The sequence below is a fragment of the Microbulbifer weihaiensis genome, from assembly GCF_048323715.1.
GTDB lineage: Bacteria > Pseudomonadota > Gammaproteobacteria > Pseudomonadales > Cellvibrionaceae > Microbulbifer.
Window position 1 is genome coordinate 582,728 of the sequence record NZ_JBLWFL010000001.1, and the last position, 15,094, is coordinate 597,821.

Genomic DNA, 15,094 nt, shown 5'->3' on the forward strand with positions numbered 1-15,094 from the left:
GCCGGTACATCTGCCGGCAGCATCGCTATAATCCCGCCCATGCCAGATATCACTCAATTACCCGATCAGCGCCCATTGCTGATTTACCTGCATGGTTTCCTTTCGTCACCGCAGTCCTTCAAGTGTCAGCTACTCAAGGACTGGCTGCGGGATAACCATCCGGAAATCATTTTTTATGCCCCGCTGGTCTCGCCCTATCCGGGTGAGGCATCCGCGGCGCTCGGTGGTATGCTCGAAGCGTTGTTGAGTACACATCAAGGCCCCATCGGGCTTGTCGGCAGTTCCATGGGCGGGTTCTGGTGTACCTGGCTTGCCGAGCAGCACAAGTTGCCGGCGGTGCTGGTAAACCCTGCCGTTCGACCTGCGCGGTTTATGCCCAAATATATCGGGCAGGATCTCCTGCCCTATAGTGGAGAGCCGCAGACCTATCGCCTGCAGGCGGCAGATGTGGATACTATGCAGCGGCTGGAACAAACAATCCCTGAAGACTTGCAGGGGCGCTACTGGCTGTTGGCCCAGCGGGGGGATGAAACCCTCGATTGCCGAGAGGCTGAAGCGTTTTATATGGGGCAGCGCCAGACCGTGGAGGAAGGCGGGGATCACAGTTTCCAGGGATTTGCCCGCTACAGTGCGGCACTGGTAGATTTCCTGTTTACGAATAACAACATCTAAATAAATTGCAGTAGGCGCCGGCGCACGGCGAACAGATGCTATGGCCAATTATTCCGCAGAAGATATTGAAGTACTGACGGGCCTGGATCCGGTGCGAAAGCGCCCGGGCATGTATACCGATACCACCCGTCCGAACCACCTGGCTCAGGAAGTGATCGACAACAGTGTCGACGAAGCTTTGGCGGGCCATGCAAAGAAAATCGAAGTGGTACTGCACAAGGATCACTCACTGAGTGTGAGTGACGATGGGCGCGGTATGCCAGTCGACGTACACCCGGAGCAGGGGCGGCCCGGGGTTGAGGTTATCCTGTCGACGCTGCACGCGGGCGGCAAGTTCTCCAACAAAAATTACCAGTTCTCCGGTGGCCTGCACGGCGTTGGCATCTCTGTGGTCAATGCGCTTTCCAAAGTAGTTGAGGTCACTATCCAGCGCGATGGCAAAGTGCATCGCATAGGCTTCCAGAACGGCGAAAAAGCATCAGACCTGGAAGTGATCGGTGAGTGCGGCAAACGTACCACTGGTACCAGTGTGCGCTTCCTGCCAGACCCGCAATATTTTGATTCCGCCAAGTTTTCAGTGCCGCGCCTGCGCCACCTGCTGCGGGCAAAGGCTGTGCTTTGTCCGGGCCTGACCGTTACCTTTATCAATGAACACGACGGAGAGTCCGACCAGTGGTTTTATGAAGACGGCCTGAAAGATTACCTGGCCGCTGCCAACCAGGGTTGGGAAGTCCTGCCGGCAGAACCCTTTGTCGGCAATTTTTCGGCCCAGACTGAAGCTGCAGACTGGGCGGTACAGTGGTTGCCGGAAGGCGGTGAGGTAACGGCCGAATCCTATGTAAACCTGATCCCGACCGCCCAGGGCGGTACCCATGTCAATGGACTGCGAGCAGGCCTGCTGGATGCCATGCGTGAATACTGTGAGATCCGCAACCTGCTCCCCCGCGGCGTCAAGCTTGGGCCGGAAGATATCTGGGGCCAGTGTTCATACGTCCTGTCTGCGAAGCTGGCGGATCCGCAGTTTTCCGGGCAGACCAAGGAGCGCCTGAGCTCCCGTGAGGCCACCGCGTTTATCTCGGGCGTGGCCAAAGACGCCTTCGGCCTGTGGCTGAACCAGCACACCGAAGAGGGCGACAAACTCGCCGAACTTTGCATCAGCAATGCGCAGAAACGCCTGCGCTCGGCCAAAAAAGTCGCGCGTAAAAAAGTCACCCAGGGCCCGGCGCTGCCCGGCAAACTGGCGGACTGTTCCAGCGGCGACACTTCCCGCTCGGAGCTGTTCCTGGTGGAGGGGGACTCGGCCGGTGGTTCCGCCAAGCAGGCCCGCGACCGCGAGTTTCAGGCCATCATGCCGCTGCGAGGCAAGATCCTGAACACCTGGGAAGTGGATTCCAACGAGATTCTGGCCAGTCAGGAAGTGCACGATATTGCGGTGGCACTCGGCGTGGATCCCGGTAGTGATAACCTGGAAGGGCTGCGCTACAACAAGATCTGTATTCTCGCGGACGCGGACTCCGACGGTTTGCACATTGCCACGCTGTTGTGCGCACTGTTCCTGCGCCATTTCCGTCCGCTGGTCACCAATGGCCACGTCTACGTCGCCATGCCACCCCTGTTCCGCATCGACATCGGCAAAGACGTGTATTACGCGCTCGACGACGCTGAACGCCAGGGCATCATGGATCGCATCGCGGCGGAGAAAAAGAAAGGCAAGATCCAAGTCACCCGATTCAAAGGACTGGGTGAAATGAACCCGCTCCAGTTGCGGGAAACCACCATGGATCCGAACACCCGCCGCCTGGTGCAGCTGTACATTGACGCCGGTGATGACAGCAACCAGCTGCTGGATATGCTGCTCGCCAAGAAGCGTGCCGGCGACCGCAAACAGTGGCTTGAGAGCAAGGGTAACCTGGCTGAAGTTAGCTGATAAAAGCCCCGCAATGCGGGGCTTTTTTCTGGCGTGATGATCGCATGTTATAGCGAGGTCGGTTTTTCGGCTGCCGTCCCGCTGTGACCCATACGTAAGCTCAAATCATGGAAATCTACCGATACAACGTATTTGGCAGGGACCTCCTGGTACAGAAAGATGCCGCCGGCTGGTCGACGTTTTATCCGGGTGCTGAGGGGAAGCGCAGGCGCGCCGGCATCGTTATACCCGTGGAAATTAGCGCTGCGGAGCTTACGCAGTACTTGTCTGATCTGTGCCATGAGTGGGCCTCGGAAAAACACCCGGAAGTAGTGTGTCTTGAACAGAAGTGATTTTTCCCGGTGTGTTCACGAGTTTTGGGGCTTCTTTGCTCTCAAGCAGGCATAAGCCTGTATTTATGGTGGCTTTCTGCTGGCCGTAATGCTGGTCACCAAAGTCTGGTATCCCCTCGAAACTAATCACCGCTACGACGTCATCCCTGTCGCTGTGGCACTTTGTTGACCAGTTGGTCACGGCTTTCTACGCCCCGCCCGGGGAGGATGGCCTCCCTTGCCGCTGTTGCGAAAATGCGTGCATGACCAGAGTGCCCTATCCACGTATGGCCTCGCCTTATGCATACAATAACCAGAGCGGTCCCAGCGATGAAAAAACAGCCCAAACTCCCCTTCTGGCAGGTGTGGAATGTCAGTCTCGGCTTTCTTGGTGTGCAGTTCGGCTTCGCCCTGCAGAACGCCAATGCCAGCCGGATCCTGTCTGACCTGGGGGCGGATCTGCACTCCCTGTCCCTGTTCTGGATCGTGGCGCCGTTGATGGGGCTGATTGTGCAGCCGATCGTCGGCTCTGCGTCAGACCGTACCTGGGGCCGCTTTGGCCGTCGCAACCCCTATATCCTGTTCGGCGCCATCGCGGCAGCGGTGGGTATGGCGTTCATGCCCAATGCCGGGATCGCAGTGGCCTTTATCGCCCCGATCCTGTTTGGCGGGGTGATGCTGGCGCTGATGGATGCGGCGTTTAATGTGACCATGCAGCCGTTCCGGGCGCTGGTATCCGACATGGTGCCTTCCGAACAGCGCACAGTGGGTTATGCCGTGCAATCGCTGCTGATCAATATCGGCGCGGTCATGGGCTCCATGCTGCCGTTTATCCTGACCAATGTGATCGGGCTGGAGAACACCTCGCGCGGCGGCGAAGTGGCGCCCTCGGTAATCTGGGCCTTCTATATCGGTGCCTCGGTATTGCTGGGCTCGGTGCTGTGGACTGTGTTCCGCACCAAGGAGTACGCGCCAGAAGAGTACAACGCCTACAAGGGTATTGATGCCGAGGCGGTTGCACGCGAGCTGGCAGAGCGCAAGTCCCTGCCGCAGCGCCTTGCCGGCTTCTTCAAGCTGCTGGTGACCATGCCCAAGACCATGCGCCAGCTGGCGGTGGTTCAGTTCTTCTCCTGGTTCTCCCTGTTCATCATGTGGGTTTACACCACCCCGGCCATCACCCAGCACGTGTGGGGCGTGGAAGCCAAATGGTTTGACTCTCACTACCTTGAGACGGTGGGTGAAATCCCTGCGCATATTGCTGCCGCCAAGGGCGCTGCCGGTGATTGGGTGGGTATCATCTTTGCGGCCTACTCCCTGTTTGCGGCCATCTTCTCGATGGTACTGGCGCGGGTCGCCAGCGTGCTTGGCCGCAAGTTGACCTACTCGCTGTCCCTGTTGCTGGGCGGCCTGGGGTATATGAGCTTTTCCCTGTTCCAGGGTGGTGCCCCTACCGAGGTGAACCTGCTGATCACCGAGGTTACCGTGCCCGCGGGCGCACTGGGATTGCTGTTGCCCATGATCGGGGTTGGTATTGCCTGGGCGGCGATTCTGGCGATGCCGTACGCCATCCTGTCCGATACACTGCCGGCCACAAAAACCGGCGTATATATGGGGATCTTCAACTTCACTATCGCGGCACCGCAGATCCTGTCCGCGCTGGTGGCGGGACCGATTCTGGCGGGGTTGTTCGACAACCAGGCCATTTACATCATCATGCTGGCCGGTGCTTTTATGGTGCTCGGTGCCATCTCCGTGTTCTTTGTGCAGGAAGAGTCGACTCTGGCCGTGCCGGCGGATCCTGTTTCAGCCTGACTTCCTTCGATTCACAAAAAAGCTCCTCTCCGCAGGAGCTTTTTTGTGCGTGCTAGCGCGGGATAATTCTGCCGACAACGCACTATTCCCGCTTCAGCAAACCGCCGTCAGGTGGTTCATTCGCAGGAACCGCCTTCCTTGAAAGTGGAAAGCACAAGTTGCCGGGAAACTGAACCTGCAGGCAAACTTTTCCAGAGGTAAGGTGACCGGCAATCGTTTGAGATTTTTGCCCGCTTGCGCGAGTATGACGCATTCATTCTTTCGGGCTCTGCATTAATTCCATGTCATTTATCGAAACCATCGATGTCTTTCTAGCAACTTTTGTGTACTACGCCTGGGGCAAGCCATTGCTGATCCTGCTGGTTGGCGGTGGCCTGTTCCTGCTGATCAGCTCGCGCGCGCGGCCCTATCGCCACCTTGGGCACAGCATTGACCTGCTGCGCGGCAAATACGATGACCCCAATGATCCGGGCCAGGTACCGCACCGCCAGGCACTGTCTACCGCGCTGTCCGGCACGCTCGGGCTGGGGAATATCGCCGGCGTGGCGCTCGCCATCAGTACCGGCGGTCCAGGGGCGATCCTGTGGATGTGGGTTACCGCGTTGGTGGGGGTCGCGACCAAATTTTTCACCGCGACATTGGCGGTGATGTATCGCGGCCGCGACGCCGCCGGAGAATTACAGGGCGGCCCGATGTATGTGATTCGGGAAGGGCTCGGCAAGAAATGGTTGCCGCTGGCTTACCTGTTCGCCATTGCCGGGCTGTGTGGGCTGCTGCCGGTATTCCAGTCCAACCAGACCGTGCAGTTGTTGCGTGAATCGTTCGCGTTACCGCTGGGCTGGGTGGGAGCGGACAACGCGCTCTCGTTCGACCTCACCGTGGGCGTTATTCTGGCGATTGCCGCGATGGCGGTTATCGTCGGGCGCATTCAGCGAATTGGCCGCTTCGCGGTGCGCATTGTGCCGGCAATGGTGGTGTTTTACCTGGCATTGACGCTGATCGTCATCGGCTATTTCTGGGATCAGGTTCCTGCCGCGTTTGCGCTGATTTTTACCGATGCCTTTACCGGCAATGCGGTGGTGGGCGGCACTCTCGGAACTGTGGTTGCCACGGGAATCAGCCGGGGTGCCTTCTCCAATGAAGCCGGTATCGGCTCGGAATCGCTGGCTCATGGAGCGGCCAAGACCACTGAACCGGTGCGCGAGGGCGTGGTGGCGATGGTGGGGCCGATTGTGGATACGCTGGTAGTGTGTACCTGCACCGCACTGGTAATTCTTCTCACCGGTGCCTGGCAGCATGGCGAAGGTGTGGAGGGGGTTTCCCTGACTGCCAGCGCGTTTTCTCAGGTGTTCGGGCACTGGGGGCCGTTGCTGTTGCTGGTGATGGTGGTACCCCTGGCGTTCAGCACCATCGTCACTTACTGGTACTACGGGGTAAAGTGTTTCAATTTTCTGTTTGGCCCGCGTTGGCAGTGGCTGTATTCCGCGCTTTATATCGTGTTGATCGTACTTGGTGCGGTGGCATCGCTGAACATTGTGAATAACGTCATTATCGGGATGTACGCGGTCATGGCGGTGCCAACGATGGTGTCGACACTGATTCTTTCCGGAAAGGTCAACCGTGCGGCGGATCGCTATTTCGCCAGTTTTGACCCGAATAAAAACAAGGCTTAATTCAATCCCGCTGCCCCGTTCCACTCCATGCTGCACAGTTGCAGTGCAGCATGGATTTGCTGTCGCATTTCTTTGTTGCCGATTCTGCGCACAAACTTGAACCAGTACAAAGCCGGGTAAATTGACTGCTTTTTATCCGCCCCTCCCAATTTCGGCCTTAGCCCCTTTTGGCTATTTGTGATAGTTCTCACAAACCTGGCGTGTTTATTTTAGATTTCACGTTTTTGCTATGGGAACGTTTTAGGAAAAAAGCTAAAAACGCTAGCTCGAAAAAAAACAATATCCTACTACGGTTACTTTTAGGTGGAATAATGGCCAACCCTCTCGACCCGAAGCCAGAAGCCAATCTGGAATCCAACTCTTTCCTGTCCGGTATGAACGACACTGGTGCGAGCCAGCGCCCCTTCGCTGACAAGCTGGAATCCACTATGGCCAAGGATCGTTCCGTAATCGGCAAGAACATCAAGTTTCGCGGTGAACTGATCGGTACCGAAGACCTGCACATCGAGGGCACCATCGAAGGCACCGTGATCATGGAAGGCCACGACCTTTCCATCGGCCGTGAAGGTGAGATCAACGCAAATATTCACGCACAGAATATTGTGATTAATGGCACCCTGACCGGTGATGCGCTGGCAGACGAGCTGATCGAAATCCGCAACACAGCAGTAGTAAAGGGCAACCTGATTGCTCCGCGTATCCAGTTGGACGACGGCGGTAAGTTCCGCGGTTCCATGGATATGGTGGATACCGACGATGAGATGCGTGCGCGTCACAGTGAATTCAAGGAAAAACTGGTGCACCCCAACCTGCCGCCAAAAGACGGCATGGCTGCAAGTGCGCCGGCGCCGGCGAAGAAATCCTTCGCAGCCAAAGACAGCGCCAAGGATGCGGCCAAAGAAGTGGAGCTGGCTGACAGCTGATAACCCTGCCGGGGCGGAGCCTTACCTGACTCCGCCTCATTTCATCCCTGGCAATTGCCCCAATATTTGCGATCACCGATGCAACACCGTTCTTTTGGCCTCGCTGCGTTAACGACCGAGATGGTCAAAAGCGGGGACAGAATTCTTGATCTCGGCCCACTCTCCTCCGGAACTACCCAGGCCTTTCTTCAGCTTAACTGCCAGTGTCATATCGAAGACCTGATTGAATACCTGGCTGAAAACCAGAGTGCCGAAGATCCCCTGGCCGCGCTGGAAGACCATCTGCTGCCCAAGCCGGCAGGTCTCAAGTTCGATGTCATTTTATGTTGGGATATCCTTAACTTCCTCGAGCTGGATGTCATCCGCCATTTGGTTCGCCTTCTGCAGCCGCACCTGAAACAGGGAACCATCCTGCATACCATGCGCTATACCGGGCGCAACCAGCCGCGGAAACCCCGGCGCTTCCGCCTGCTGGATAATTTCTGTTACGAATATATCGATGACCCGGAATATCCAACGGTGCCCTCCAAAGGGCACTCCACGGTAACGCTGCTCAAGTGTATGGATCGGTTCAGCCTGTTCAATTCACTGATGAAGCGCGAGGGGATGGATCAGAACGTTACCGAGCATTTCCTCGAGTACGACAGCGTTACCTCGCGCAACCAGGTTCGCAGCGGGGGTGCTTCGGATGTCAGTGCTTATTTTCGCAGCGTGCGTGACGATGAGCGCATCGAGATGCCCGGAGTGGAAAAAGCGCTTGCAACGATCAGTGAAAGTTCAGGGGCGCCCACAATGCTCGAGTGCGGCCGGAAGAATGGTCGCAATATTGATGCATTAAAGAAAAAAGTGGCTGCGCTCTATGTTGAAGACCTGCACGCATCACTTGCCTGGCAGAAGAAGCTGCACGGCGAGGAAACCGGATTCAGTACCTCCATATTCAGCCTTGATCCCGGCACACGTCTCGATGGTGTATTCCTGTGGGACCTGCTGAATTATTACAGCGGTGCGCAGATCCAGCAGCTCGGTGAGTTGCTCGGGCAGCGTATGACGCCCGGCGCGACGCTACATTTTGTGATGTACAAATCGGCACAAATCCCCGAGCGCCCATCCACATTTGAAGTGCTGGATGACAACCGGGTAGCGGTTACCGGGATCTCTGCGGGGAAGCGCCTGCGGACACTCAACAGTACAGCGGATCTCATGCGACTTCTGCCCGGGTACCGCCTGTATGGCCACCATATCGGAAAGCTGCCGACTGGCGAGGCTTTCCAGGAATTTGTTCTGCAACTCAAACCCTGAGAACTTTCCCAAATGTCTGAATTTTTGCGAAACGTATTTCTTGCCCTCAGTCCGGAAGCGGTTACCGAGGGTTTCCTGTGGGGCATGCTTGCGGTATTCGCGCTGGCCCTGAGCGCACGCCTGCTGTCCCGCGGGGTGGAATTTGTGGATCAGGCACCTGGCCTGCTGACCTCGCTCGGTATTCTAGGCACCTTTACCGGCGTGATTATCGGGCTGTTTGAATTCCAGCTTGCGGATATCGACAACAGTATCGAAACCCTGCTCGACGGATTGAAAACTGCATTTATCACCAGTGTGTGTGGTATCGGCCTGTCGATACTGCTGCGCGCTTTGACGCGCTTTGTCGCGTTGCCGGGCAAAGCCGAAGCCAAGCCTGTCGAGCTGGCCGATATCCAGCAGTCTCTTGAATCGCTGCAGCATACCCTGGCGCAGGGGCAGGAGCGTCAGCTGGAACAGAACGCGGAACTGATGCGTAACTTTGCCGCAGACTGCACCAGTGCGCTGGTCGGGGAAATGGAAAAGGTAGTTGCCAATTTCAATGCGCGGGTTGAGTCCCAGTTCGGTGACAACATGGCTCGCTTTGGGGAAAACTTCGCGCAGTTTGATGAAATGGTCGCAACCCTGAGCAAAGAGTACAAAGCGCACGAAGAGCGTGTGGAGTACTGGTCGGAGCACTGCGACACCACCGTGGTGGGGCTGGTCCAGGTAGCTCGTGATCTGCAGCAGGTACACACTCAGCTGGCTGAAATTCCCCAGTTCCTGTCAGGGATGCAGGAATTTGGCAATGAAGCCCGTGAGCAGATCGTTGCACTGAATGCGCAGCTGGACAGCTACCGCGAGGTGAGCGAACAGGTGCGTGTGGTGATGCCGCAACTTGGCGAACGCATCGAGCAGTTCGTGCGTGGCCTGGATGTGGTTCAGCAGGTGTTGGACAGCGACATGAAGCAGTCGCTGGTGAGCATCAGCAAACAGAGTGAACTGCTGGGCGCGCAGATCGAAGCGGTATCCGGAGCCTTCGAAAAAATGTCGAGCCTGGATGCGGACTTTATCCAGTCGCTGGTGCAGGAAACCATCACCACCCACCGCAATGGTATGCAGGAGCTTGCGCTGCAGCAGGCGCGCACGCACAAGGAAATGACCGATGCCCTGAGCCATTTGATCCGCAAGAGCATTGGTGATTCCGAGGCTTCCATTGGCAAGCAATACCAGCTGGTGGAGCGCCGCATGGAGGAAGAGATTGACGGCGTCATCGCCGCAATGGGCCAGGCACTGGCCGCGATCAGCGGGCAGTTTACCCGGGATTACCGCCAGCTGATCGCACAGATGCAGCGTATCACCGACGCTGGTGCAACGGCGGCTGAACGTGCCGAGCAGAGGGAAATGGCTTGATGGCGGGGCGTCATGGCCTCGGCTCGCGGAACGAAGACGAGGCATCCTGGATCAGCGTTTCCGACCTGATGGCAGGACTGATGATGGTGTTTCTGTGTATCGCTGTGGCGATGATGCGCTCGGTGATGATCGAGCGCGAGAAAATCCGCACCATTGCCATGTCCTACAAGGAAAACCAGCTGGCGATTTACGAGTCCCTGCAGCGCGAGTTCCGCGATGACCTGGGGCGTTGGGGGGCGGTGATTGACCGCGATACATTGACCGTGGCCTTTATCAATTCCGATGCGATGTTCGATACCGGTGCCGCCCATCTGAACCAGCACTATCAGGTTGTGTTTGAGGAGTTCTTCCCCCGCTACATGAATGTGCTGGCCCCGTTTAAATCCTCGGTGGAAGCCGTGCGGATTGAGGGACATACCAGCTCCGGCTGGGGGTTGATGAGCAGCGACGCCGATGCCAGTTATTTCAATAATTTGCGTTTGTCGCAGGATCGGGCGCGTTCGGTGTTGCGGTTTGTATACACCCTGGACTCGGTTGCCGCGCACCACCAGTGGATGATGCAGAATGTGGCGGCGGTCGGATACTCGTCTTCCAGGCCGATATACAATGCCGACGGCAGTGAAAATATCGATCAATCCAAGCGGGTAGCGTTTCGCGTGATTACCAACTCTGAAATGAAAATCCACAGCATTCTCGAGGAATCCTTCTGATGCGTGCCTGGAGCCGGCATCTGGAAGCGCTCACTCGCGCCATCTCGCCGCTGAAGGCGGAAGAAGCGCACGAAACGGCTGCTGCTGGGGAAGCTGAGATTACGGCTGTCGGTGAACCAGAGCTGGCGGAAGCGGTGGCACCGGACTCCGTCGAACAGGCGCTGGTGCGCGGGATGCAGGTATCCCTCGGTGACCTGGAGCCCACACGCAATGGCTGGTTGTATCGCGGCCAGCCGGTGATGGTGTTTGCCGTGGATGTGCCTGCGGTGTCGGATCGCAATGTGCGCCGCGAATTCCTCCATCGAATCCATGTGAGTGCCTGTTGTGGTGCGCTGGAAGATCCAGCACAGCCGGTGTGGATCGGTACGGCACGGGATCAGTTGGCGGCTCCGGATCTGGAGCAGGCACCGCACGCCTGCGAGTACTGTCTCGCCAAAGTGAACCACCAGGGTTTTCGCAACCTGCCCGTCCGGGAGCGCAGCCGCACCGCGGGCAATTTCAATTTTTTCTGGCATGTGAGCCAGTACGCCAGCGAGTACTTTCCTGCGGATGTTGCGACCTTCTGGACGCCGGGGCTGGCGCCCGAGGTCATCGAGCCAGTCGCCGCGAGTGAAGCGCAGAGTTGCCGTCACTGTGACTGGCAGTCCTCTGCACAAGAGCCCTGGATGATTTCCGCCGACGATGTGCCGGTGTTGGGCATTGACGGCGATTGCTGTGTGATCTGCGCCCAGCAGCAGGCCCGCGGAATTCTGGCGTTGCCGGAATCTCTGGCGCTGGCTGCGAGCCGCGCGCGTTATGTGGCATTTTCCCTGGCTAAAAAAGAGAGCGGTGAAGAGGAATCGGATTTACCGGGTTCGTGGGGCGAAGTTCGCCGCTGGTTGCCCCTGTCGTGGCACCCGCTAACGCTACAGCTTGAGAGCCGCCTGGGGCCGCCGCAACTGTTTCAGCGTTTTACCGGCTATGAAGGCGTGGCGGTGCTGGCGTGGCCGGATTACCGACGAGGAATCATCACCGACGAGTCCGCCAGGGCGGCGCTGCCCGAAGGGTGGGATTTCTGGCCGAGGGATCAGGTGGTGCAAAGCCTTGGGTGAACAAACTCGGAAGTAATATTTTCATAATAAAAAGGGCGACATCAGTCGCCCTTTTTAATTGGGGTTTGCCCGTTAAGGAGGGAATGGGTGCCGCGCGATTTCGGGATTCGCTGTGCCATACTTTTCGCAGGCGGTTGAATTTTCGCATTGATTTCGACGACTCAAACGGCCGCCAGCTGCGCAGATACAGAGCGCATGGAGTTGTACTGACGCCTTGATCACGGCGTCGAGAGGAAGGGAAGTGAGCTCATGGAAGGCACGACTAGCCGCAGCCGCGCAGGCCTGATTTTCTGGACTGTCGTTGTTTGCATATTTGGTTCTCTGGCATTGATGGCGGAACCAGCCAGCACTGCGCCGAGTAAACCGTGCACACCAGTATCCGAAAAGACCGAGGAGGCTTAAGCCTCCTCGATTTTTTACGCTAAATTATTGGCGAATCGTCACTTTGGTGCCCATCGGCGCATTCTCGTAAAAGATTTTCGCCATATGCCACGGTAGCCGAATACAGCCGTGAGACTCCGGACGTCCGGTAACCTTGCCGGCATGCATGCCCACCGCGCCATTTACCCGCATGAAAAAGTCCATGGACGCTCCCTTGAATACTGTGCCCGGAGGGCGTTTGTCGACACGCACATCGACGCTGCTTTTGCGCACGTAGCCCATTCGATCGACATAGTGTCCAAACAGGTTGGAGCGGTGGTCAATGTTTTTCTCGCTCACGCGAAAAGTGCCGGTAGGAGTTCGATAGCCGGCGATACCAGTGGCAACCGGAGAGATGCCTGCGAGGCGTTCCCCCTTGTAAAAATAGGCGCGCTGCTCGCTGAGGTCGATGATGATATGGGGCGTACCGCCGACCACGTCCCGGCGCCACCAGGCACTACCGTCGTGCATGGATCTGTGCTGCTGGTAAGGGTATGGATAGTCGCCAGCCTGTGCTACCGGGGCCAGCATCGCGGTTGCCGCAAGGATCAGGCTGCTGCCCAGAAGGAGTTTTTTAAGGAAAGTAGATTGATGTGTTGAACGGCGTTGCATGCGTACCTCATCTGCTCTTGCGAGCCAGTTGCAGGTTCCGGTGCACAACGGTTTCGGGCGGCGACAAGTCAATGACGGTCGGAATGCGGGGTGAAGAAACCCCTGCGCCCGATGTGCGCATACTGAACCTGTGTATTTCCCCAATGCGGCGCTCCGGTGTGTCCCGGTTTGGCCGCGGGATGAGCTTGCCCAAAGCCGATACGGCGCAGGGACAAGTGAGAGGCATGGTAGGGTCGGGGTTTGGCGCCTATTACATTTAAATGAAATAAAGGCCACTGGGCTTATTGCGCGATTTATTCTGGTGGCGGGCGGCGGATTCGGGGCAAAAAAAAGCCGGCTGGTTAGCCGGCTAGAACCAATCCAGAAATCTGGAAGGCGTGCTTTGACGAGAGAGCAACACAGTTTGACGATCTTATTGAGAGGTGCATCTTTGAGTGCCGGATGCGCCCCGGGTTCAGCAGAACCCGGCTAAGTGCGCGCCAATATCTCAACAAGCGTCGAATTTAATGAACAGGATCCGCTGATCAGCGGGTTTGTACGCGGAAAACCCGCGCGCCGGCGACCGGCAAATGGATTTCCGCGCCGTCCAGTTCACCGGCGAACAGTGCCGGGGTGATGTCATCGGCGCCGGCAAATTTCTCCGGCAGTGGCAGGCTTGCCGCTTCGCCGCCGAGGTTCAGGGCGACAAAGTAACTTTCCCCTTCCGCGGTGCGCTCGAACACCAGCAGGTCATTGCCAGTGTCGGCGATTGCCTGCTGTGCGGTGGCCAGTGCCGGTGACAGATCCGCGTGCCATTTCAGCAGGGTGCGGAAGCTGTTCAGCATGGAGTGTTCGTCGTCTTCCTGAACCGATGCCGCCAGGTGGTAGTGGGGCTCGGCAACCGGCAGCCACGGCTTGACCTTGGAGAAGCCAGCGTTGATCTCGCCGCCATTGAACCAGGGCATCGGGGTACGGCAGCCGTCGCGGCCCTTGAACTCGGGCCACAGGTTGATGCCGTAGGGATCCTGCAGGTCTTCGAAGGCCACATCGGCTTCCGGCAGGCCCAGCTCTTCGCCCTGATACAGGCACACACTGCCGCGCAGCATCAGTTGCATCAGCAGGAACAGCGGCGCGCGGGCCATGGCAGTTTCGGCGTCGAAGCCCTTGTTCCAGCGCGTGAACGAGCGCGGTACGTCATGGTTGGAGATGGACCAGCAGGGCCAGCCTTCTTCAATCACGCGGCGGTTTTTCTCCAGCGTGTCGCGCAGGAACTGCGCGCTGCACTCTTCCGACAGCAGGTCGAAGGAGTACGCCATATGCAGGCGGTGCTCGGTGGTGTAATCCGCCATGATCTTGTGGGTATTGTCGTCACCCACCTCACCGACGGTCACGCTGTTCGGGTACTGGTCCATAAGCGCACGCACGCGCTGCAGGAAGACCAGGTTCTCCGGCTGAGACTTGTCGTGGATGTGCCACTGGTATTCGTAGCTGTTCACCGGCGGCAGGCCGTCTTTGTTCAGCTTAACCGGGCGCGCGGGGTTGTCCTGCAGCGACTGGTTGTGGAACGCGTGGTTGATGGCATCCAGGCGGAAGCCGTCGACCCCGCGGTCGAGCCAGAACTTGAGGTCGGCCAGCAGCTGTTCCTGGACATCCGGGTTGTGCAGATTGAGATCCGGCTGTTCCTTCAGGAAATTGGTCAGGTAGTACTGGCGGCGACGGGTACACCAGCGCCAGGCGCTGCCGCCGAAATTGGACATCCAGTTGTTCGGTGCAGAGCCATCTGGTTTGGCGTCGGCCCATACGTACCAGTCAGCCTTGGGGTTGTCGCGGCTCTGGCGGCTCTCTTCGAACCAGGGGTGCTGGTCGGAGGTATGGCTGAGGATCTGGTCGATGATGACCTTGAGGCCCAGCGCATGGGCTTTCTCGATCACCTGGTCAAAATCGCCCAGGTTGCCGAACAGCGGGTCAACGTCGCGGTAGTCGGACACGTCGTAGCCGAAGTCAGCCATGGGTGACTTGAAGAACGGCGAGATCCAGATGGCGTCCACGCCAAGGGACTTCACGTAATCGAGCTTCTGGCAGATGCCAGGCAGGTCGCCGATGCCATCGCCGTTGGCATCGCAAAAGCTGCGGGGATAGATCTGGTAGATAACGCTGTTGCGCCACCATTCCCCACTGTTCTCGATGATAGTGTTACCGCTCATACCTTGAGTCCGCTGGGTTGCTGATTATTAGGGTAGGGTGAGTATGGCGATGGCAGCGGTGGCTGACCTCCT

The 15,094-nt window shown here is 57.8% G+C and carries 12 protein-coding genes; 10 read left to right on the forward strand and 2 right to left on the reverse strand.

Annotation, left to right across the window (positions count from 1 at the left end; all coding sequences use genetic code 11):
- Nucleotides 1–39 precede the first annotated feature (39 nt).
- The 10 genes from ACNKU7_RS02520 to ACNKU7_RS02565 all read left to right on the forward strand — a co-directional run bounded on the left by ACNKU7_RS02520 (nt 40) and on the right by ACNKU7_RS02565 (nt 11,807).
- Nucleotides 40–672 (forward strand): YqiA/YcfP family alpha/beta fold hydrolase, encoded by a 633-nt coding sequence (locus tag ACNKU7_RS02520; RefSeq protein WP_418295383.1) that lies wholly within the window; start codon nt 40–42, stop codon nt 670–672.
- A gap of 40 nt (nt 673–712) precedes the next feature.
- Entirely contained in the window at nt 713–2,599 is a 1,887-nt protein-coding gene (gene parE / locus ACNKU7_RS02525) for a DNA topoisomerase IV subunit B (RefSeq protein WP_418295384.1), read from the forward strand.
- 107 nt (nt 2,600–2,706) lie between these two features.
- On the forward strand, nt 2,707–2,931 hold the full coding sequence (locus tag ACNKU7_RS02530) for a DUF7661 family protein (protein ID WP_418295385.1): 225 nt from the start codon (nt 2,707–2,709) through the stop codon (nt 2,929–2,931).
- Between the two features lie 309 nt (nt 2,932–3,240).
- Nucleotides 3,241–4,722 carry an MFS transporter gene (locus ACNKU7_RS02535; RefSeq protein ID WP_418295386.1) on the forward strand — a complete coding sequence of 494 codons (1,482 nt, stop codon included), beginning with the start codon at nt 3,241–3,243 and terminating at the stop codon, nt 4,720–4,722.
- A gap of 281 nt (nt 4,723–5,003) precedes the next feature.
- Nucleotides 5,004–6,395, forward strand: coding sequence for an alanine/glycine:cation symporter family protein (locus ACNKU7_RS02540; protein ID WP_418295387.1), 1,392 nt, complete (start codon nt 5,004–5,006; stop codon nt 6,393–6,395).
- Between the two features lie 311 nt (nt 6,396–6,706).
- Nucleotides 6,707–7,318, forward strand: a complete 612-nt coding sequence (locus tag ACNKU7_RS02545) for a bactofilin family protein (protein WP_418295388.1) — start codon at nt 6,707–6,709, stop codon at nt 7,316–7,318.
- A gap of 78 nt (nt 7,319–7,396) precedes the next feature.
- The gene (locus tag ACNKU7_RS02550) at nt 7,397–8,617 is read left to right on the forward strand and encodes a methyltransferase domain-containing protein (protein ID WP_418295389.1); all 1,221 of its coding nucleotides are present in this window, start codon (nt 7,397–7,399) and stop codon (nt 8,615–8,617) included.
- A 12-nt stretch (nt 8,618–8,629) separates the two neighbouring features.
- Nucleotides 8,630–10,006 carry a hypothetical protein gene (locus ACNKU7_RS02555; RefSeq protein ID WP_418295390.1) on the forward strand — a complete coding sequence of 459 codons (1,377 nt, stop codon included), beginning with the start codon at nt 8,630–8,632 and terminating at the stop codon, nt 10,004–10,006.
- Complete coding sequence (locus ACNKU7_RS02560) at nt 10,006–10,716, forward strand: OmpA family protein (RefSeq protein WP_418295391.1); 711 nt, start codon at nt 10,006–10,008, stop codon at nt 10,714–10,716. Before ACNKU7_RS02555 ends, ACNKU7_RS02560 begins: the two co-directional genes overlap by 1 nt.
- Nucleotides 10,716–11,807 (forward strand): hypothetical protein, encoded by a 1,092-nt coding sequence (locus ACNKU7_RS02565; RefSeq protein WP_418295392.1) that lies wholly within the window; start codon nt 10,716–10,718, stop codon nt 11,805–11,807. Before ACNKU7_RS02560 ends, ACNKU7_RS02565 begins: the two co-directional genes overlap by 1 nt.
- A gap of 426 nt (nt 11,808–12,233) precedes the next feature.
- On the opposite strand, the gene ACNKU7_RS02570 is transcribed toward ACNKU7_RS02565, so the two are convergent.
- Together ACNKU7_RS02570 and ACNKU7_RS02575 are read right to left on the reverse strand one after the other, a co-directional pair.
- Nucleotides 12,234–12,839 carry a L,D-transpeptidase family protein gene (locus ACNKU7_RS02570; RefSeq protein ID WP_418295393.1) on the reverse strand — a complete coding sequence of 202 codons (606 nt, stop codon included), beginning with the start codon at nt 12,837–12,839 and terminating at the stop codon, nt 12,234–12,236.
- 524 nt (nt 12,840–13,363) lie between these two features.
- The gene (locus tag ACNKU7_RS02575) at nt 13,364–15,022 is read right to left on the reverse strand and encodes an alpha-amylase family glycosyl hydrolase (protein ID WP_418295394.1); all 1,659 of its coding nucleotides are present in this window, start codon (nt 15,020–15,022) and stop codon (nt 13,364–13,366) included.
- Between the last annotated feature and the right edge of the window lie 72 nt (nt 15,023–15,094).

Coding starts and splice junctions, on each gene's coding strand:
- ACNKU7_RS02560 (WP_418295391.1), top strand. CDS start 10,006: ATGGCGGGGCGTCATGGCCTCGGCTCGCGGAACGAAGACGAGGCATCC.
- ACNKU7_RS02530 (WP_418295385.1), top strand. CDS start 2,707: ATGGAAATCTACCGATACAACGTATTTGGCAGGGACCTCCTGGTACAG.
- ACNKU7_RS02555 (WP_418295390.1), top strand. CDS start 8,630: ATGTCTGAATTTTTGCGAAACGTATTTCTTGCCCTCAGTCCGGAAGCG.
- ACNKU7_RS02550 (WP_418295389.1), top strand. CDS start 7,397: ATGCAACACCGTTCTTTTGGCCTCGCTGCGTTAACGACCGAGATGGTC.
- ACNKU7_RS02575 (WP_418295394.1), bottom strand. CDS start 15,022: ATGAGCGGTAACACTATCATCGAGAACAGTGGGGAATGGTGGCGCAAC.
- ACNKU7_RS02545 (WP_418295388.1), top strand. CDS start 6,707: ATGGCCAACCCTCTCGACCCGAAGCCAGAAGCCAATCTGGAATCCAAC.
- parE (WP_418295384.1), top strand. CDS start 713: ATGGCCAATTATTCCGCAGAAGATATTGAAGTACTGACGGGCCTGGAT.
- ACNKU7_RS02570 (WP_418295393.1), bottom strand. CDS start 12,839: ATGCAACGCCGTTCAACACATCAATCTACTTTCCTTAAAAAACTCCTT.
- ACNKU7_RS02535 (WP_418295386.1), top strand. CDS start 3,241: ATGAAAAAACAGCCCAAACTCCCCTTCTGGCAGGTGTGGAATGTCAGT.
- ACNKU7_RS02540 (WP_418295387.1), top strand. CDS start 5,004: ATGTCATTTATCGAAACCATCGATGTCTTTCTAGCAACTTTTGTGTAC.
- ACNKU7_RS02565 (WP_418295392.1), top strand. CDS start 10,716: ATGCGTGCCTGGAGCCGGCATCTGGAAGCGCTCACTCGCGCCATCTCG.
- ACNKU7_RS02520 (WP_418295383.1), top strand. CDS start 40: ATGCCAGATATCACTCAATTACCCGATCAGCGCCCATTGCTGATTTAC.